We start from the raw sequence: 19,386 nt of genomic DNA on the forward strand, positions 1-19,386 counted from the left end.
GGCAGCTGGGTTGACCACGCACGCACCGCAGGCGGCGCAGTCCGTGACGCTGCCGGCCACGCTCGACGAAGCCGTGGCGGCGCTCACCGCCATGCCCGCCGCCGTGCCCGTCGCGGGCGGCACCGATCTGATGGCCGCCGTCAACAAGGGGCAGCTTCGCCCGGCCGGGCTCGTCGGACTCGGCCGCGTCAACGAGATCCGCGGCTGGCAGTACCAGGACGGCCACGCCCTCCTCGGCGCCGGCCTCACGCACGCGCGCATGGGCCGCCCCGACTTCGCCGCGCTCATCCCCGCGCTCGCCGCGGCCGCCCGCGCCGCCGGGCCGCCGCAGATCCGCAACGCGGGCACCCTGGGCGGCAACATCGTCAGCGCGGCGCCCACCGGTGACTCCCTGCCCGTACTGGCCGCCCTGGAGGCCGACCTCATCGTGGCCGGCCCCGGCGGCACCCGGGAGATCCCCATCTCGTACCTGCTGGCAGGCCGTGAGCTCCTCAACCCCGCCGAGCTGGTCGGCTTCGTACGCGTACCCCTGCTGCACGCCCCGCAGGTGTTCCTGAAGGCCACCGGCCGGACCGGCCCCGGCCGCGCCACGGCGTCCGTCGCCCTCGTCCTGGACCCGGCGCGGCGCGGTGTGCGCTGCGCGATCGGGGCGATCGCGCCGATGCCGCTGCGCCCGCTGGAAGCGGAGCACTGGATCGCCTCGCTGATCGACTGGGACGGTGACCGCGGGCTGGCGCCCGAGGCACTGACGGCGTTCGGCGAGTACGTGGCGGCGGCCTGCGTTCCGGACGCGCCGGACGGCGAGCCGTTGCCGCCCGCCGTACTGCACCTGCGGCGCACGGTCGCCGCGCTGGCCCGACGAGCACTGGGGAGGGCGCTCTCGTGACCACCGACGAGCACGGAAACGAGCGCGGAAACGAGCACGGGGGCGAGCAGGGGCAGGGCTGGCAGCCGACCCCGTACGGCGAGTACGACGGCGACGCCACCGCCTTCGTGCAACTGCCGCCGGACCTGTCGGCGGACGGCGCCCCCCTGGCGGCGCCGGGACACGGCTACGTACCGGCGGAGGCGTGGACGGCGCACGACCCGAACGCGACGGCGCAGTGGCACTTCCCGGAGGCGCCGGTCGCGGAACCGGCACCCTCGCAGTTGACCGGACAGTGGACGATTCCCGTCGCACGGGGCGACCTTCCGGAAGAATCGGGCGAGTTCACGACGTCGGCGCTGACCTCGCAGTGGGCGAGCGGCCACCCTCCGGCGACGCTCCCGGGCGGGGCGGCCGCCCCGTGGGCGACGCCGGCTCCGGAGCACGAGGCCGCGCAGGACGCCACGGCCCCGACGGAACCGGCCGCCGCCGCGGACGCGGACCGGCCCGGCGCGGCGGACCACGTGGACGCCGTGGACCACGCGGACACCGCGGGCCACGCGCCCCGGACCGACGGCGCCGGGACCGACCCGACCGCCGGGTCCGGTCCGGCCGCCGGGACCGGGACCGGGACGGACGCGACTGCCGCCGCCCCGGCGCCCGCCGACCCGGCCCACGCGCACGCGCCCGCCCCCACGGACCCGGCCCCGCCCCCGCCCGAACTCACACCCGAGCCCGAACCCGTGCCCGCGGCCGTACCCACGCACGTCACCGACAGCGACGAGCACCCCCACGTCTCGTACGTGCTGCGCGTCAACGGCGTCGACCGCCCCGTCACCGAGGCGTGGATCGGCGAATCCCTGCTCTACGTCCTGCGGGAGCGACTCGGCCTGGCCGGCGCCAAGGACGGCTGCTCGCAGGGGGAGTGCGGCGCCTGCAACGTCCAGGTCGACGGCCGTCTCGTCGCCTCCTGCCTGGTGCCCGCGGCCACCGCGGCCGGCAGCGAGGTCCGCACGGTCGAGGGGCTCGCCGTGGACGGGGAGCCCTCCGACGTCCAGCGCGCCCTCGCCGCGTGCGGAGCCGTCCAGTGCGGCTTCTGCATCCCCGGCATGGCCATGACCGTCCACGACCTGCTCGAAGGCAACCACGCCCCGAGCGAGCTGGAGACCCGCCAGGCACTCTGCGGCAACCTGTGCCGCTGCACCGGCTACCGCGGCGTCCTCGACGCCGTACGGGAGGTCGTCGCCGAGCGCTCCGCGAGCGCCGCCGCCGCGGCCGAGGCGGCCGAAGAGGCCCGTATCCCGCACCAGGTTCCCCACCCGCACGACGGAGGCATGGCGTGAGCAACGACGCGGCCACCGCCATCCCGGCGGTCGACGGCCCCCAGGACCCCCAGGGCGCCCAGCAGGAGCTCCCCACCCACGGGCTCGGCGCGTCGCTCCCGTCCGCCGACGCCCGAGCCAAGACGGAGGGCACCTTCCCGTACGCCTCCGACCTCTGGGCCGAGGGCCTGCTGTGGGCGGCCATCCTGCGCTCCCCGCACGCGCACGCGCGTGTGGTCTCCGTCGACACGACCGCCGCCGCCGAAATGCCGGGCGTACGGGCCGTGGTGACCCACGCGGACGTACCGGGCAACGCGACGTACGGCCGCACGGTCGCCGACCGTCCCGTCTTCGCCGCCGACCTCGTACGCCACCACGGCGAGGCCATCGCCGCGGTCGCCGCCGACCACCCCGACACGGCCCGCCTGGCCGCCGCCGCCATCGCCGTCGAGTACGAGCTCCTGGAACCCGTCACCGACCCGGAGAAGGCCTTCGCGGCCGCACCCCTCCACCCCGACGGCAACCTCATCCGCCACATCCCCCTCCGCTACGGCGACCCCGACGCGGCGGGCGAGGTGATCGTCGAGGGCCTGTACCGCATCGGCCGCCAGGACCCCGCGCCCATCGGGGCCGAGGCCGGGCTGGCCGTCCCCCGCCCGGACGGGGGCGTCGAGATCTACACCGCCTCCACCGACCCGCACACCGACCGCGACCTGGCTGCGGCCTGCTTCGGCCTCACGCCCGACCAGGTCAAGGTGGTCGTCACGGGCGTCCCCGGCGCGACCGGCGACCGCGAGGACCCGGGCTTCCAGATCCCCCTCGGCCTCCTCGCCCTGCGCACCGGCTGCCCCGTCAAACTGGCCGCCACCCGCGAGGAGTCCTTCCTCGGCCACGCCCACCGCCACCCCACCCTGCTGCGCTACCGCCACCACGCGGACGCCGAGGGCCGCCTGGTCAAGGTCGAGGCGCAGATCCTGCTGGACGCGGGCGCCTACGCGGACGCCTCCTCCGAGTCCCTCGCCGCGGCCGTCGCCTTCGCCTGCGGCCCGTACGTCGTACCGCACGCCTTCGTGGAAGGGTGGGCGGTACGCACCAACAACCCGCCGTCCGGGCACGTTCGGGGCGAGGGCGCGATGCAGGTCTGTGCCGCGTACGAGGCCCAGATGGACAAGCTGGCCGCGAGACTCGGCCTGGACCCGGCCGAACTGCGCCTGCGCAACGTCCTCGCGACCGGCGACATCCTCCCCACCGGCCAGACGGTCACCTGCCCCGCCCCGGTCGCCGAACTCCTGCGCGCCGTCCGCGACTACCCCCTCCCCGCCCTCCCCATGGACTCCCCGGAGGACGGCTGGCTGCTCCCCGGCGGCCCGGAGGGCGCGGGCGAGCCCGGCGCCGTACGCCGGGGAGTCGGCTACGCGGTCGGCATGGTCCACATGCTCGGCGCGGAAGGCACGGACGAGGTCTCCACGGCCACGGTCAAGGTCAGCGGCGGCGTGGCGACGGTCATCTGCGCGGCCGTCGAGACGGGCCAGGGCTTCTCGACCCTCGCCCGCCAGATCGTGCAGGAGACCCTGGGCATCGACGAGGTCCACGTCGCGTCGGTCGACACGGACCAGCCCCCCGCGGGACCGGCCACGCACGGTCGCCACACCTGGGTGTCGGGCGGCGCCGTCGAACGCGCCGCGAAAATGGTGCGCACCCAGCTCCTGCAGCCACTGGCCCACAAGTTCGGCATGTCCACGGAGCTGCTCCAGATCACGGACGGCAAGATCACCTCGTACGACGGTGTCCTGTCCACCACCGTCTTGGAGGCGATGGACGGCAAGGAACTCTGGGCCACCGCCCAGTGCCGCCCCCACCCCACCGAACCCCTCGACGACGCCGGCCAGGGCGACGCCTTCGTGGGCCTCGCCTTCTGCGCGATCCGCGCGGTCGTGGACGTGGACGTCGAACTCGGCTCGGTCCGCGTCGTCGAAATGGCGGTCGCCCAGGACGTCGGCCGCGTCCTGAACCCGGCTCAGCTCGCCACCCGCATCGAAGCGGGCGTCACCCAGGGCATCGGCGCGGCCCTCACGGAGAACCTCCGCACGCCCCGAGGCCTGGTCCGCCACCCCGACCTCACCGGCTACGCGCTCCCGACATCTCTGGACGCCCCGGACATTCGCATCGTGAAACTGGTCGAGGAACGCGACGTGGTGGCCCCCTTCGGCGCCAAGGCCGCCAGCGCGGTCCCGGTGGTCACCTCCCCGGCCGCGGTGGCCTCCGCGGTCCGCGCGGCCACGGGCCGCCCCGTCAACCGCCTCCCGATCCGCCCTCAGGCGGCGGTCGCGGTGCCCAAGTCCTAGCCGTGTGATCCGCGTTGCTGTTGCAATCCGGAGGTGCGGACTGTCACCGGTGCTGACTACAGTGATCCCCGTAGCTTTGTGTCAACGGGGAGGCGTCGATGGCTGAAGACGACGGGACGGGCCGGCCGGTGTACCCGACCACGTCTACGACGAGCGCGGGGGGCGGGTCGGGATCCGGGTCCGGGTCCGGTCCGATGGACCTGGACGTCAAGGACGACATCCTCCGGAAGTTCAAGAGCGACGTCGACGGTCTGCTGCTCGAGCTCCAGGGCTCTCCGGCGGACCCCTCGAAGCTGGCCTCACAGGATTCGCTCCCGGCCGAGCATCTCGGCACCGGCTTCAACGAGTCGTCGAAGCTGCACGGGGCCTACACGCACGTTGTTCGGCAACTGCAGGCTCTTTCCGCCAACTTGGCCGGTCAGATCGAGGGTCTGAGCATCGCCGTGCGGGCCTCTCGCGAGGGATACGAGTCCATCGAGGACGAGGTCAAGCTGAGGATGCAGATCATCAGCCGGCAGGCCAAGGCGGACTACGAGCGGTGGCAGAAGGAGAAGGAGAGGGAGAAGAACTCCTCTTCCGGGCAGTCCGGGGAAACCAAGCCCGCCGACGGGGACTCGACCGGGGCCCAGGGCTGATGAAGACGTTGTCGCAGGTATGGGGAGTCAGGGGGAGCGGTCGTGGCTGAGAAGGGCAAAGGGATCCCGTACATTCCGGGGTTCATGGGCGCCATGTTCGTGGAGACCGACTTCGAGTCGCTCAGCCACGAGGAACTGCGCAAGATGGTCGCCTCGGCGAACCCGGAAACACTCACGGACTACGCCGACAAGCTGATCGCCGCAGCCAAGACGATCAAGAAGATCGGTGACGACCTCAAGACCTCCGTCCGCGCCGTGGACTGGAAGGGCGAGGCCGGCACCGCGTTCGCGAACTGGGCCGACCAGACCTCTCTGGCCACCATCAAGCTCAGCGAGTACAGCGAGACCGGTGGCACCTGGATGAACCTCGCCTCTCAGACCTTGAGCGAGGTCAAGAAGTCCATCCCCGAGATCGACACGGCCGCCAAGGACAATCTGCAGGCGGCGAAGGAAAACCCGAAGGACACGGACTCCGCCAAGGTCAGCACCGACGCGCAGGCGAAGCTGGAGGGGGACCGCCTCGAGGCTGCCCGCCAGATGCGGAAGCTGGCGCAGTCGTACACGTTCTCGTCGATGTTCATGAGCGGGGCGGAGGCGCCGGTGTTTCCTCCGCCGCCGCAGGACTTCGTGCCTACCGGCGAGTACTACGGAGGAGGTGACGCGAGCCGGTCGAGCGGTTACGCCGGTGGGGGCGCGTCCGGAACCGCGTATCCGTCCGGTGCTGGATACGCATCCTCCGCTCAGGGTGGCTCGACCGAAGCGCGGTACATCTCCCCTGCGTCGGGAGGCACAGTGCCGTCGACCGGTGCAGTGGGCACCCCAGTCTCGGACCGTCCCGTGGGCATGGGTATCGACAGCGTGGCCACGCTGCCGCCCACCCAGACCCCCTCACCTTCAACACCTGCCGTAACTCCGCCGACCAATCGCCCGGACCTCGGGATGCCGGTGCCCGGGATTGCCCCTCCCGTGGTCGGCAAAGGCCCAACCGGACCTGCCGTGGCGGGAGGGCGTCCGGCCACCGGCATCAGCCGGCCCCCGATGTCGGGCCAGGGCCCGGTCGGCACTGGCCCCGGCGCGGCTCGGGCGCCCCGAGAAGGCATCCAGGGTGGTCGTGCTGTTCCTCAGAGCGGGGGCCGCACGGGCGGAATCCCGCGTGGAATGGTGGTCGGCGGGGAGGCGATGCACGGCCGTCCTCCGATGGGTGGCACGGGCGGTGGAATGCACGGCCCCGCCTCCGGTGGACAGGGTGGTGCCTCCGCAGGCCGACGCCTCGCGTACGAGGGTGGCGGAGTGGTCGGCGGCCGGGCGCAGCAGCCCGGCGCTACGGGCCGCCCGTTCACGCCCGGCGGTACGGGGCTCGTTCGCGGAGGCGCGCCAGAAGGTGGTGCTCGCCCCGGTGCCGGTGCTGCCGGACGCGCGGGCATGGCAGCGGGCGGACAAGGTGCGGGCCACCGTCGGGAGGACCGCGGCACGGAGCGTCCCGACTACCTCACCGAGGACGAAGAGACCTGGCAGCAGAGCAGCCGTCGCATCGTGCCGCCAGTGATCGACTGATCCCCCGGAATCGCTTGAAGAAGGAAGTACATGCAGACCAGCAGCGCCCAAGTCAGCCGTCGAACGAAGGTCACATCGGCCTTTCTTGGGTTGCTGCTGGCAGGCATTGCTGCCACACCGGCTCAGGCAGAGACGATTCGGTCCCGGCAGTGGCATCTCGACGTCATGAAGGCCGATGAGATGTGGAAGGTCAGCACGGGGGAGGGCGTCACCGTTGCGGTGATCGACACCGGTGTGAAGGTGGTCCCGGAACTCGAGGGCCAGGTGCTGGAAGGCAAGAACTTCTCCTCAAAGCCCGGCGGTGCGCGTGAGGACGCCAATGGCCACGGGACAGGCATCGCGGCCATGATTGCGGCCACAGGGAGACATCCGAGCGGCGATGGCGCCTTCGGCCTTGCCCCTGGGGTAAGGATCCTGCCCATCCGGATCGGTACGAACGCTGGGAAGGCCAGCGACATCAATTACAGCAGGGCAATCCGGTACGCAGCCGACTCGGACGCCAAAATCGTCAACATTTCGAACGGTGGACCGTACGACGGCGCGGAAACCCGAAAGGCCGTCAAGTACGCGCTGTCTAAGGGAAAGTTGATTTTTGCCGCAGTCGGCAACGGGGGTAACGACTTTTCCGAGACTGAGTATCCGGCCGGCACTCCCGGTGTGGTGGGCGTGGGTGCGGTCGGCAAGGACCTCAAGGCCACCAAGGAGTCCCAGACTGGTGGGCACGTGGACTTGGCTGCCCCAGGAATGGACACCCTCACCGCGTGTACCGGCAAAACCGGTCTGTGTAATACGCACGGCACCAGTGGCGCCTCCGCTCTCGCCTCCGCCTCCGCCGCACTCATCTGGTCCAAGTACCCGAAGTGGACCAACAACCAGGTCCTCCGCGTCATGATCGAAACGGCCGGTGGCCCGACCAGCGGAGCCAAGCGGAACGACTACGTCGGCTACGGACTGGTCCGTCCCCGGATCGCTCTGTCCCAGAAGGTGGACCCGGGGCCCGCCGACGAGTATCCGCTCCCGGATCTCGCCGCCGCCGAGCCCAAGTCGCCCACCCCGTCGGCTCCGGCGCCCAAGGGGGCCGGCGGCAGCTCCGGGGAGGACGACGGCAAGAAGCCGACGGCCGCCGTGCCGACGGCCTCGGACGGGGGCGGCGACACCGGCCTCTGGATCGGCTTGGGCATCGCGGCAGCCGCCGTTGTCGGCGCGGCCATCGCGATCCCGCTCGTCCGTTCCCGTCGCCGTGCCGCGGCAGCGGTGTCCACGGCCCCGCCGAACCCGTATCAGCAGCAGTACCCGCCCAGCGACGGGCAGTATCGGTAACAGCGGAACCGACCTTCACATCATCGCCACTGTTGTCCGTCACTCCTTCAACGCTTCATCGCACCCTCACGCTGCGGCGTAAACGGAATTCCCGGGCGCATTGGCTGCAATCACCCACGCTCGTTGGGTCGCTTGATCAAACCGCCTATGGTGGTTTGGAAACATGATCCGAAGAGCTGACAGCGGGGGAAACCATGTCGTTCGACGAAGAGTGGGCATCAGCCCGCAGTACCGCCACCACGAATGTGGGTATGCGGCTGAACCAGGCCGACGGCGGCTCCGGCGGGGGTGCGGCCAACTACAAGGTGAAGTCGCCGGAGCTGCGGTCCATCGGCAACGAGGCCCAGGAGCTCTTCCACTGGTTCGAGCGTGACGCGTTCCATGCGGGTGCGCAGACGGACAGCGCCGCGACCAGCCTGGACGGCGACGGGTTCGCGACCGGTTCGGCGCTCTGGACGGCGTGGGACACCTGGCGCGGACAGTGCGAGACGTTGCTGAGCGCCTGCGCGCACATCCACAACCACCTTGAGGCCACGATCCGCAGCGACTCGAGCCTTGAAGAAGTGCTGATCAGCAACTTCTCCATGTCCGAGATCGACAAGCACTTCAAGTAAGGGCGCAGCAGATGCCTACGTTCCAACAGGTTCTTCACGTCCAGCTGAACGGTCTCAACGAAGCGGTCACGGACTGGTCGGAAACGATCACCAAGCTGGAGAAGGCGCAGGAGAAGGCGGAGAACGGTCTCCGCAACAAGGCCGAAAAGGCCGACTGGGCGGGCGAGAACGCCGGCGTGACCAAGGAGTTCGTCAAGAAGACCGCCAAGGAATTCGGTGACGCGCTCAAGGAGGCGACGAGCATCCGCAACGTTCTGCGGGACGCCCACTCCGAGTTCAAGGCCGCGAAGAGCGCACTCGAGAAGGTCATCGAGGAAGCGCCCGGCAAGGGAATCCGGATCGACCCGGACGGTGTGATCTCGTATCAGATTCACCCCGACCGCCGCGGCAAGGACTACGACGGCCCCAAGCCGACGGAGGCCGACTTCGAGGCCACCCGGTCCGCCATCAAGGCGGCGCTGGAAAGGGCGAACGAAGCTGACGAGATCGCCTCCCGGGCCCTGCGCGCGCTGGTCGGGAAGGACAAGAACGACTTCTCCGGCACCAGCTACGGCGGTCTCAAGGACGCCTCGAAGGCACAGGACGCGGAGGACGCGAAAATCGCGTACGACCTCTACAAGAAGGGCGACGACGCGACCCCGCAGGAGATCGACAAGCTCAACAAGCTGTTCAAGGACAACAAGGACGACCGGTACTTCGCCGAGCGCTTCGCCCTGGAAGTCGGGCCCAAGGGCAGCATGGAGTACTGGGCCGACATGGGCGACCCGAGCGACGGCTCGCGCCTCGGTGTCGACCACCGCGACAAGCTGAAGGAACTCCAGAAGAACTGGAGCCTCACGCTCGCCTCCGCGACGCACTCCACCAGCCCCGAGATGGAGCAGTGGAAGGCCGACGTCATCAAGGCCGGCAGCGAGCCCATCCAGACGCGCGGCACGTCACCGTACGGCTTCCAGGTCATGAGCAACCTGATGCGTGTCGGCGACTACGACGACAAGTTCCTCCGGAACTACGGCAACGCGCTCGTCACGACCGAGCAGAAGATGACGCACAACGGCTCCCTGCCGCCCGGCCGTGCCTGGATGGGGATGGGCGGCATGCAGAACCACCTCAACTGGCAGGGCGGCGGCCTCGGCCAGGACCCGATGGCCGGGTTCATGGAGAGCCTCGGCCACAACCCGAAGGCGTCCACGGAGTTCTTCAACAGCACCATCGACGTCACGCCCGAGAACGGCAAGGACAAGAACCTCAACGTCTTCGACTACCTCAACAAGGACCGTGACTGGCCCGAGGAGCTCGACGACAAGGGCAAGATGAGCAAGGAGCCCGGGTACAACTCCCTGGGCCACGCTCTGGAGGCGGCGACGACGGGCCGCGCGTACGACGCGCCGACCGAGGGCCTCAAGGACGTACGCACGATCGAGAACGCCGAAGTCATGCAGAAGGTCGTCGAGCGGTACGGCAGCGACCCGAAGCACATGCACGAGCGGCCGGGCATCGACGACAGCCTGGGCAAGATGGGCGCGGCGTACATCGACGAGTTCAACCGCTCCTTGGAGCAGGAGAACGACACCTCCATGCAGGAGATGCCGAACTCGCCCTTCGGGAACAGCAACAAGGACGGCTCGTCCAAGTTCGGTGACAAGTTCGACACCGAGCTCATGTTCAACCGGGGTGACGCGGTCAACTTCATGGGGATCGTGGCCCAGAGTGAAACCGGACACGCTCAGATGTCGCAGGCCCAGATGCTCTACACCACGAGTGTCATGGACGAAGTCGGCCCGAAGCCCGGCCCCGGTCCGGCTCGAGAGCTGGATCTCACCGACGCCAAGACGAACCTCAGGATCGGTGCCGAGACGCAGTCCATTCTGGACCAGTCCCGCATGGCCCAGATCGACGCGCAGTACGAGAAGGACTCCGAGGAGCACAAGAAGGCCGTCGGCAGGACGACGGAGTGGGTCAAGTTCGGGACAGGTGTGGTGATCACCGGCGGTGTGGCCGCGCTGACGGGCGGCGCCGGTGCTGCGCTCGTGCCCTTGGCCGCCGAGACCGTGGGCGGCGCGGTGACGACGTACCTCGGCATGGAGGCCGCCGACATCGCCGAGAAGTACGAGAAGGACGAGCTCCTCCAGAAGAACTCCGATGAGCTGAAGAAGGACGCTCTGCAAACCGGCGTGGACAATACCCGGCTTCCGGCCCAGGCCTACGCGCGAGCCCCTGGCTGGAGTCAGGCGGACGCCAATTACCTGGAGGAAGAGCTGACCAAATATGTCAAGGACAGCCGTCAGCATGTCAGGGACGATTCACTGCCGGATCCGTACAAGCCGAAGAAGTGACATGCGAACCGTACTGAGATATTTCATGGCCTCGGTTGCTGTCGTCCTGGCCGTGTCGGGGTGCTCCTCCGGCGAAGGCGACGATGCCGCGAAGGGTAGGCGGGTTGAGGAAACCTGCGGCGCTTTCGCGAAGAGCCCGCCTGCCTCCACCGCGTTCAAGTCGATCGCCGGCACAGAAAATGTCGACGAGGATCGATCCGAACCGGACAGGGTCCTCAAAGACCTGCGTGCGGCTGCCCTCAAGCCGCAGAGCGGAAAGACGCTGATGGAGGCCATTCCGTTCTGCTCACCGAAGTCGGCACGGGACGGGAAGGATGTCTTTCTGCTCACCTTCCGTGAGGCTCTGGCACTTCCCGGGCGGGACGCCGCGTCCGAAAAGGTTGCCACCTTCTTTGCCTCCGGCGAGCTGGCTTCAGCGTCCGACCTGCGCGCGTCGGTCTACTTCACGTGCCGCATGAAGTCACCTGCGCATGACATCCTCATCGCTGCGGAGCTTGAGCGAGCCGAGGAAAACCAGGTCCCGCAGAGGGACATCCGGTCGGATCAGGTAACGGTGGTCAACGCCGCCGCTCGCAAGGTCGCCGCCGATCTGGGGTGTCAGAACGACACCAAGCTCGTCACCGGTACGCCGCGGCCCGCGGCCTGAGTCGGCCCGCAGCTGGATGGAACAGGGCAAGAGGGGGACCACGGAATGCGGACCACGGTGAGCAGGGTGATGTTGCCCGCCGTCGTCGTCATGGCGGTGACGGCGGGCTGTTCGTCCGACAGCGGCGGTGCGGAGGAAGATCTCGGCAAGCCTGCCGGTGAGGTTTGCGGGGCCTTCGCCAAGGACCCGCAGCCGTCCGCCGCACTCAAGGCGATCGGCGGAGAACGTTTCCGGGATGACTTGTCCGATCCGGACGAGGTGCTGCAAACCCTTCGCCAGGTCGCAGAGATAGAGCAAAGCGCGAAGATGGGCAAGCCGCGTATGCAGGGCAAGGACTTCTGCTGGCTGTTCCCGGCGAAGGGCGGTGACGACGCCATCCGTATCCAGTTCCGGGAGTCCCTGGGCGTCCCGGGGCGGGATGCCCGGCTCGCCGGCAAGGTGACCTACTTCTCCACGGGAGAAAGGGCCTCGTCGTCCGACGGCCTTACGTCCGTGTTCTTCAAGTGCCGTATGAAGCCGCCCGCTCATGAGATCACCCTCCAGGCGTGGTTCGAAGGCCCGGACGTCCCCAAGGCCCCGCGGCAGAAGTTCAGGTCGCTCCAGGTCACGGTGGTCAACGCTGCCGCCCGCAAGGTCGCTGCCGATCTGGCGTGCCAGAACGACACCAAGCTGGTGACCGGCGTGCCTGCCCTGAGTCCGTGAAAGGCGCCGCTGAAGCGCCACGGAGAGTGTGGGCGCGCCAGGTCACTTCCGTGGAGGGTGGAGGGCGCGTACAACGACGGCACCGACGCCGTCACGGGGGTACCCCGGACCTGAAGGCTGAGCATGGGACAGACGCGGTGGACGCGGGGCTCGCTCGGCCCGACCGGAACCGTCCTCGCCCTGACGCTCGCCACGTGCGGCGGGAGCGGGGACGGGGGTGGCGTGGAGGCGTCGGAGGGGAAGACGGTTGCGGCGGCCGAGGTGTGCGCGGGCTGTCGCCGAAGGCCGCACGAGCCCTCGAAAAGATCGCGGAGACGAAGGAGTTCACATACCGCTCGGCCGCGTGGACGACCAAGGTGCTGAAGGAGCTCCTCAACGACCCCTCCCGCCGGGGCGGTGACGAGCAGGAGGCCTGTGTGATCGAGCCACAGGTGAAGGACGCCGACGAAAGCGTGTCGAAGATGACCGTGCTGTTCGGGGAGACCGAGAGGGTGCCGCCGATGGAGGACGAGTCGGTCGGTGCCCTGACCCGGCCCGTCGGCCTGGGCGCGTCCGCCGACGAAGGCGGCGCCCAGCTGTACTTCGCCTGCGCGGTGCCGGGCATCGGGAAGCCCGTCGTCTCCGCACGCCTGGTCTACGGACCACGGTCGCCGGACGAGGACCCCCGGGAGGGGAACATCACGGTGCTCCAGAACCTGTCGCGGACGCTGGCACGGGACATGGGTGCCCTGAGGCGGGCGGTATTCAGGCCGTGTGAGCCGCGCGGCGTGCCACCCGATCCGGTCCGTTGATCAGGATGCCGCCGAAGCCGTGAAGGTCAAGTGAGTGATGATGGTTACCGCATCGTGGCGCAGGGCGAGCGCCCTGGTTGTCGCCGGGCTGCTCGCCTCGACGGGTTGCTCCGGTGGCGAGCGGTCGGCGGATGAGTCGTCCGCAGCGTGGGGGATTTGCGAGGAGTTCTTCGGGGCGGCCGACGTCGAGGCCGTACGCAAGGCCATGGGAGACGCCGAGCCGAGGCCGGAGGCGCCGCAGAAGCTGGACGCGTTGGCCGAGGCGATGGCCGAGGAGGCGTCGACCCGGGCGGCGAACACCGAGGACCTGTCCCGTGCCTCATACGAACCGTGTCGTATCGCGGCCTCCCGTGGTGATACCGCCCAGCGTGTGTCGGGTCAGGTGAAGTGGTCCGTCCTGACCCTGCGATCACTCTCCCGGGGCGCCCTCGCGCGCGAGTGGCGGCAAGTCGCCAAGGGCGTGCATGTCCACAGCGCTGACGGCGGTGACCGGGTCTCCCTCCTCGTGACGTGTCAGGTCCCGAAAGCACCGGCGAACCAGCGGGAGGACGTGCCCCTGGAGGTGGAGGTCAGCCAGGTGGGCCTGTCCGGTGGTGACCCGAAGCTGCCGGAGCGGCTCGTGTTGTCTTTGGCAGGCACCATGCGGCACGTGCTGCACTGCACGGACGCGGTCACGCTGCCGAGTCGGCTGCCCGCCCGGTAAAGGCCGACCCGGAGACGGGGTGACGAGGGGATGGGCGCGGCGGTGACCGTGGTGCAGCGGCTGGTGGGCACCGAGAAGTTCTCGGCGGCGGGGCGGGGTTGTTCGACGACGCGGTTCGGCGGTTGCGGACCGACTACGGCGAACGCCTGAGGTGGAGTCGGGGGGTTGCGGGCCTTCCCGTGGAGCCGAAGCCGGCCCCGAAGGAGCAGGCCGTGGCTTCGAACCCCGTCGCCTGGCGACGCCCGGCGCACCGCCGCGTTGTCCTCCGTCGCCAAGGCGCCGCGTGCGTCCCGGCTCTTCCATGTCCGGACGCCATACGTCGTCACCCTCACCCGCCGTGCCCGCGGTCGCCGCGCGGCGAGGCGGGGCGCGGGCAGGCGCGGGGTGGGGGACGGGGACGCCGGGGCGCGCAGGGGCGCCGAAAGGGGCGCGGTCCGGCCTGCCTGGATCGCGCCCCGTCCCTGGAGACCGTGGCGGGAATCGAACCCGCGTAACCGGGTTTGCAATCCGGCCCCTGAGCCACTCGGGCACACGGTCGTGCGGTTGCTGCGAGACGACCGTATGCCGCCCGGAACGGGGCGCGGAAGGGCGGCGGGCGGGTCGCAACACGACTGCCATACCGCGTTCATGGCCGTACACAAACTGTTCGTGGCGGGGCTGGGGGCCTACGACCAGCGGACCACTCCGTCCCCGCCTCCGGACAGGGGTCAAGTAGTCGGTTGCCCCTTACTCTGAAGGGCATGACCGCCTTGGAGAGCAGTACCGGGATATCCGTCGGCGACCAGCGGAAGGACAGCGGTGGCGGAGTCCTCGACCGGAGCCATCGCGCGCTCAGCATCGGCATCGTGTCCGTCGTCCTGCTGATCGCCTTCGAGGCGACCGCCGTCGGCACGGCCATGCCGGTCGCCGCGCGCGAGCTCCACGGCATCCCGCACTACGCCTTCGCCTTCTCCGCGTACTTCACCACCAGCCTCTTCGCCATGGTCCTGTCCGGCCAGTGGTCCGACCGGGCCGGGCCGCTCGCCCCGCTCACCGCCGGCATCGCCGCCTTCGCGGCCGGGCTGCTGGTGTCCGGTACGGCCGGGACCATGTGGCTGTTCATCGTCGGCCGCGCGGTCCAGGGGCTGGGCGGCGGGCTGGTCATCGTCGCCCTGTACGTCGTCGTCAGCCGCGCCTACGCGGAGCACCTGCGGCCCGCGATCATGGCCGCGTTCGCGGCGAGCTGGGTGGTGCCCTCGGTGGTCGGGCCGCTGGTGGCGGGCACGGTCACCGAGCGGCTCGGCTGGCGCTGGGTCTTCGTCGGCATCCCCGTCCTCGTCGTGGTGCCACTGGCGCTCGCGCTGCCCGCGATACGGCGCACGGCGTCCGGGCCCACCGAGCCGGACGCCCCGCCGGTGCCGTTCGACCGGCGGCGCATCCGGCTGGCGCTCGGGATCTCGCTGGGCGCGGGGCTGCTCCAGTACGCGGGCCAGGACCTGCGCTGGCTGTCGGTCGTCCCGGCCGTGGCCGGTGCCGCCTTCCTCGTACCCGCCGCGCTGGGCCTGCTGCCGCGCGGCACCTACCGGGCGGCACGTGGGCTGCCGTCGGTGGTGCTGCTGCGCGGCGTGGCGGCCGGGGTGTTCATCTCGGCGGAGTCGTTCGTGCCGCTGATGCTCGTCACCGAGCGGGGCCTGAGCCCGACGATGGCCGGCCTGTCGCTGGCCGTGGGCGGCGCGACCTGGGCTTTCGGCTCGTACGTCCAGTCACGGCCGCGCGTGGAACCGTACCGCGAGCGGCTGATGGTGCTCGGCATGGTGCTGGTCGCGGCGGCCATCGCGACGGCGCCGAGCGTACTGATCCCCTCCGTGCCCGTGTGGACCGTGGGCGTCGCCTGGGCGTTCGGCTGCCTCGGCATGGGCATGGTGATCGCCTCGACGAGCGTCATGCTGCTGAAGCTGTCGGCGCCCGGGGAGGCGGGCGCGAACTCGGCCGCCCTCCAGATCTCGGACGGCCTGTCGAACGTCCTGCTCCTCGCGGCGGGCGGCGCGGCCTTCGCCGCCCTCGGCGGCGGCGCGATGGGTGGCGCGGTGACGGAGGCCGGCCACGCGGCGGCGACGGGCGCCGGCTCCCACCCGGCCGCCTTCGCCGCGGTGTTCCTGCCGATGGCGGCGGTCGCCCTGGCGGGCGCCTGGGTGGCGACCCGGGTGCGGACGACGGAGTGACGGGTCCGCCGCCGAGCCGCGGTGGGGCGGAGCTGCTGTGGGGCGGAGTCGGAGTGGGCGGAATCGGAGTGGGACGCGCGGCCGGCCCCGGCTCCGCCCGTGCGGCCGGTGTGAACCACGTCGCAGTCCGCGTGCTCACGGTGTCGTACGGACGAGAGCGGCGGTGGGCCACCGGTAGGGTGGCCCGGTTGTCGTACGTACCGCCGTAACCGAGGCCCGAATCGGAGACCGTGACTACTACCGCCTCCCATCACCTCTCACCCGCCTTTCCCGGTCGCGCGCCCTGGGGTACCGCCAACAAGCTGCGCGCCTGGCAGCAGGCCGCGATGGAGAAGTACATCCAGGAGCAGCCCCGCGACTTCCTCGCGGTCGCGACCCCGGGCGCCGGTAAGACCACCTTCGCGCTCACGCTCGCGTCCTGGCTGCTGCACCACCATGTCGTGCAGCAGGTCACCGTCGTCGCGCCGACCGAGCACCTGAAGAAGCAGTGGGCGGCCGCGGCGGCGCGGGTAGGGATCAAGCTGGACCCCGACTACAGCGCCGGGCCGCTCAGCAAGGAGTACCACGGGGTGGCGGTCACCTACGCCGGTGTCGGCGTGCGCCCCATGCTGCACCGCAACCGCAGCGAGCAGCGCAAGACGCTCGTCATCCTCGACGAGATCCACCACGCCGGTGACTCCAAGTCGTGGGGTGAGGCGTGCCTGGAGGCGTTCGAGCCGGCCACGAGGCGGCTCGCGCTCACCGGTACGCCCTTCCGGTCCGACACCAACCCGATCCCCTTCGTCACGTACGAAGAGGGCAACGACGGCATTCGCCGCTCGTCCGCGGACTACACGTACGGGTACGGCAACGCCCTCGGCGACGGCGTCGTCCGCCCCGTGATCTTCCTCAGTTACAGCGGCAACATGCGCTGGCGCACCAAGGCGGGCGACGAGGTCGCGGCGAAGCTGGGCGAGCCGATGACCAAGGACGCCATCTCGCAGGCGTGGCGTACGGCGCTCGACCCGCGTGGCGACTGGATGCCGAACGTGCTGCGCGCCGCCGACCAGCGGCTCACCGAGGTCCGCAAGGGCATCCCGGACGCGGGCGGCCTCGTCATCGCGTCCGACCAGGACTCGGCGCGCGCGTACGCGAAGCTGATCCGGGAGATCACCGGCACGAAGGCCACCGTCGTCCTCTCCGACGACGCGGGCGCGTCGAAGCGGATCGATGAGTTCAGTGAGAGCGACGACCGTTGGATGGTCGCCGTCCGCATGGTGTCGGAAGGCGTCGACGTACCGCGCCTCGCGGTGGGTGTGTACGCGACGACGATCTCGACACCGCTGTTCTTCGCCCAGGCGGTGGGCCGTTTCGTGCGGTCCCGCAGGCGCGGCGAGACCGCGTCCGTCTTCCTGCCGACCATCCCGACCCTCCTCACCTTCGCGAACGAGATGGAGGTCGAGCGCGACCACGCCCTCGACAAGCCGAAGAAGGACGGGGACGAGGACCCGTACGCCGAGTCCGAGAAGGAGATGGAGGAGGCGAACAAGCAGGAGGACGAGGACACCGGCGAACAGGACGTGCTGCCCTTCGAGGCGCTGGAGTCCGACGCGGTCTTCGACCGGGTGCTGTACGACGGTGCCGAGTTCGGCATGCAGGCCCGCCCCGGCAGCGAGGAGGAGCAGGACTACCTCGGCATCCCCGGGCTGCTGGAGCCGGACCAGGTGCAGCTGCTGCTGCGCAAGCGGCAGGCGCGGCAGATCGCGCACAGCAGGCAGAAGCCGGCCGAGGAGGCCGACCTGCTGGAGCTGCCGGCCGAGCGGCGGCCGGTCGTCTCGCACAAGGAGCTGCTGGAGCTGCGCAAGCAGCTGAACACGATGGTGAGCGCGTACGTCCACCAGAGCGGCAAGCCGCACGGGGTGATCCACACCGAGCTGCGCAGGGTGTGCGGCGGGCCGCCGAGCGCGGAGGCGACGGCGGGGCAGATCCGGGAGCGGATCAAGAAAGTGCAGGAGTGGGCCACGCGGATGCGTTGACGGGCTGACCCGTTGACCTGCTGATGTGCTGACGGGCTGACCTGCTGAAGCGCGCGGCGTGTCCGCGGCGTGGTTCCGTCGGTGGCCCCGACCGTCCGCCGGGCCCGGTCGCTGTCCGGCGCCGGGACCCTCCGGCGCCCTGCGGTCCGTCGCCCGCAGTCCGGTGCCGGGGGCCTTCCCGGAGCCCCGCTGTCCGGCGCCGGCACATCCGGCTCCCCGTTGTCCGGCGCCCGCCCCCGCCGTGCACGCCCCGCGCCCGCCGTTCGCGTTCCGCAGTCCGGTGCCGGAACCTCCGCCCCGCCGAACGTCCGGCGCGCCTCCCGCGCCGCCCCCCGCCGCCCTGCGTCGTCCGGCGCCAGAGGCCCTCCCGGCGCCCCACCGGGCAACGCGCGCGGTGTCCGGTGTCCGGAACGCGGTGCTCAACCGTCACCTACGGGGACGAAGCCCCCGCGCGGCAAGCGCTTGCGCCCGGATTCTGGACGAGGTCTTCCGCTCAGCGGAGTCCATCGCTACTGTCCCGGCAATCGCAATGCAACGTTCCGTGGCAGAGCCGCCCCGGAACGCAGCCGGTGTGCCATGGCCTCCCGGCGGCCTCTCCGCGCGGCGCCGATGGGACGGGTGCCGCAGTCGCCGATGAGAGTGTCCGCCGTCACTCACTCCGAAGGAGAGGGCGTCGTGACCGCGGAAACCTCCCAGACGCTCGACCGGGGACTGCGCGTCCTCAAACTGCTCGCCGACACCGACCACGGGCTGACCGTCACCGAGTTGTCCAACAAACTCGGTGTCAACCGCACCGTCGTCTACCGCCTGCTCGCCACGCTCGAACAGCACGCGCTCGTACGCCGCGACCTCGGCGGCCGGGCCCGCGTCGGCCTCGGCGTACTGAGGCTGGGCCGGCAGGTCCACCCCCTGGTCCGTGAGGCCGCGCTGCCCGCGCTCCGGTCGCTGGCCGAGGACATCGGCGCCACCGCGCACCTCACGCTGGTCGACGGTGCGGAGGCGCTCGCCGTCGCGGTCGTCGAGCCGACCTGGACGGACTACCACGTGGCGTACCGGGCCGGTTTCCGCCACCCGCTGGACCGGGGCGCGGCCGGCCGGGCGATCCTCGCCGCCCGCCAGGGCGCCCTGGGCGAGCCCGGCTACACGCTCACGCACGGCGAATTGGAGGCGGGCGCGAGCGGCGCGGCGGCCCCGCTGGTGGGCATCACGGGCATCGAGGGCAGCGTGGGCGTGGTGATGCTCGCGGACGCCGTACCGGAACGCGTGGGCCCCCGCGTGGTCGACGCGGCCCGGGAGGTCGCCGACGCCCTCCGCTGAGACCGCCCCGCCGTACGCTGAGA

The 19,386-nt window shown here is 70.6% G+C and carries 15 protein-coding genes and 1 tRNA gene; 15 read left to right on the forward strand and 1 reads right to left on the reverse strand.

Annotated elements, in window-relative coordinates; genetic code table 11:
• Positions 1-10: 10 nt before the first annotated feature.
• From ABZZ38_RS11520 to ABZZ38_RS11575, 12 genes are all read left to right on the forward strand, one after another.
• On the forward strand, positions 11-886 hold the full coding sequence (locus ABZZ38_RS11520; protein WP_356738241.1) for an FAD binding domain-containing protein: 876 nt from the start codon (positions 11-13) through the stop codon (positions 884-886).
• A complete protein-coding gene (locus ABZZ38_RS11525; protein ID WP_356738243.1) occupies positions 883-2,208 on the forward strand; it encodes a (2Fe-2S)-binding protein in 1,326 nt (441 codons plus the stop codon). The genes ABZZ38_RS11520 and ABZZ38_RS11525 overlap by 4 nt, the downstream gene beginning before the upstream one ends.
• Entirely contained in the window at positions 2,205-4,532 is a 2,328-nt protein-coding gene (locus ABZZ38_RS11530) for a xanthine dehydrogenase family protein molybdopterin-binding subunit (protein WP_356738245.1), read from the forward strand. The genes ABZZ38_RS11525 and ABZZ38_RS11530 overlap by 4 nt, the downstream gene beginning before the upstream one ends.
• Positions 4,533-4,630: 98 nt before the next feature.
• Complete coding sequence (locus ABZZ38_RS11535; protein ID WP_356738247.1) at positions 4,631-5,167, forward strand: hypothetical protein; 537 nt, start codon at positions 4,631-4,633, stop codon at positions 5,165-5,167.
• A gap of 42 nt (positions 5,168-5,209) precedes the next feature.
• Positions 5,210-6,721, forward strand: coding sequence for a hypothetical protein (locus ABZZ38_RS11540; protein ID WP_356738249.1), 1,512 nt, complete (start codon positions 5,210-5,212; stop codon positions 6,719-6,721).
• Between the two features lie 30 nt (positions 6,722-6,751).
• Entirely contained in the window at positions 6,752-8,041 is a 1,290-nt protein-coding gene (gene mycP, locus ABZZ38_RS11545) for a type VII secretion-associated serine protease mycosin (RefSeq protein ID WP_356738251.1), read from the forward strand.
• Between the two features lie 251 nt (positions 8,042-8,292).
• Entirely contained in the window at positions 8,293-8,655 is a 363-nt protein-coding gene (locus tag ABZZ38_RS11550; protein WP_356738253.1) for a hypothetical protein, read from the forward strand.
• Positions 8,656-8,666: 11 nt separating this feature from the next.
• A complete protein-coding gene (locus ABZZ38_RS11555; RefSeq protein WP_356738255.1) occupies positions 8,667-10,988 on the forward strand; it encodes a DUF6571 family protein in 2,322 nt (773 codons plus the stop codon).
• Position 10,989: 1 nt separating this feature from the next.
• Complete coding sequence (locus ABZZ38_RS11560) at positions 10,990-11,634, forward strand: hypothetical protein (RefSeq protein ID WP_356738257.1); 645 nt, start codon at positions 10,990-10,992, stop codon at positions 11,632-11,634.
• Between the two features lie 45 nt (positions 11,635-11,679).
• On the forward strand, positions 11,680-12,336 hold the full coding sequence (locus ABZZ38_RS11565; RefSeq protein WP_356738259.1) for a hypothetical protein: 657 nt from the start codon (positions 11,680-11,682) through the stop codon (positions 12,334-12,336).
• A 263-nt stretch (positions 12,337-12,599) separates the two neighbouring features.
• Positions 12,600-13,127 carry a hypothetical protein gene (locus tag ABZZ38_RS11570; protein ID WP_356738261.1) on the forward strand — a complete coding sequence of 176 codons (528 nt, stop codon included), beginning with the start codon at positions 12,600-12,602 and terminating at the stop codon, positions 13,125-13,127.
• A gap of 37 nt (positions 13,128-13,164) precedes the next feature.
• The gene (locus ABZZ38_RS11575; protein WP_356738263.1) at positions 13,165-13,830 is read left to right on the forward strand and encodes a hypothetical protein; all 666 of its coding nucleotides are present in this window, start codon (positions 13,165-13,167) and stop codon (positions 13,828-13,830) included.
• Between the two features lie 462 nt (positions 13,831-14,292).
• On the opposite strand, the gene ABZZ38_RS11580 is transcribed toward ABZZ38_RS11575, so the two are convergent.
• Positions 14,293-14,367 (reverse strand) — tRNA-Cys (locus tag ABZZ38_RS11580).
• A gap of 203 nt (positions 14,368-14,570) precedes the next feature.
• Between ABZZ38_RS11580 and ABZZ38_RS11585 the strand changes: the two genes are divergently transcribed.
• The 3 genes from ABZZ38_RS11585 to ABZZ38_RS11595 all read left to right on the forward strand — a co-directional run bounded on the left by ABZZ38_RS11585 (position 14,571) and on the right by ABZZ38_RS11595 (position 19,363).
• A complete protein-coding gene (locus ABZZ38_RS11585) occupies positions 14,571-16,031 on the forward strand; it encodes an MFS transporter (protein ID WP_356738265.1) in 1,461 nt (486 codons plus the stop codon).
• A gap of 230 nt (positions 16,032-16,261) precedes the next feature.
• Entirely contained in the window at positions 16,262-18,046 is a 1,785-nt protein-coding gene (locus ABZZ38_RS11590; RefSeq protein ID WP_356738267.1) for a DEAD/DEAH box helicase, read from the forward strand.
• Between the two features lie 675 nt (positions 18,047-18,721).
• Positions 18,722-19,363, forward strand: a complete 642-nt coding sequence (locus tag ABZZ38_RS11595; protein ID WP_356738269.1) for a helix-turn-helix domain-containing protein — start codon at positions 18,722-18,724, stop codon at positions 19,361-19,363.
• The last annotated feature ends 23 nt before the right edge of the window (positions 19,364-19,386 follow it).

The sequence above is a fragment of the Streptomyces sp. NPDC006368 genome, assembly GCF_040612535.1.
Classification (GTDB): domain Bacteria; phylum Actinomycetota; class Actinomycetes; order Streptomycetales; family Streptomycetaceae; genus Streptomyces.

Coding starts and splice junctions, on each gene's coding strand:
- ABZZ38_RS11565 (WP_356738259.1), top strand. CDS start 11,680: ATGCGGACCACGGTGAGCAGGGTGATGTTGCCCGCCGTCGTCGTCATG.
- ABZZ38_RS11555 (WP_356738255.1), top strand. CDS start 8,667: ATGCCTACGTTCCAACAGGTTCTTCACGTCCAGCTGAACGGTCTCAAC.
- ABZZ38_RS11560 (WP_356738257.1), top strand. CDS start 10,990: ATGCGAACCGTACTGAGATATTTCATGGCCTCGGTTGCTGTCGTCCTG.
- ABZZ38_RS11575 (WP_356738263.1), top strand. CDS start 13,165: ATGATGGTTACCGCATCGTGGCGCAGGGCGAGCGCCCTGGTTGTCGCC.
- ABZZ38_RS11585 (WP_356738265.1), top strand. CDS start 14,571: ATGACCGCCTTGGAGAGCAGTACCGGGATATCCGTCGGCGACCAGCGG.
- mycP (WP_356738251.1), top strand. CDS start 6,752: ATGCAGACCAGCAGCGCCCAAGTCAGCCGTCGAACGAAGGTCACATCG.
- ABZZ38_RS11535 (WP_356738247.1), top strand. CDS start 4,631: ATGGCTGAAGACGACGGGACGGGCCGGCCGGTGTACCCGACCACGTCT.
- ABZZ38_RS11550 (WP_356738253.1), top strand. CDS start 8,293: ATGCGGCTGAACCAGGCCGACGGCGGCTCCGGCGGGGGTGCGGCCAAC.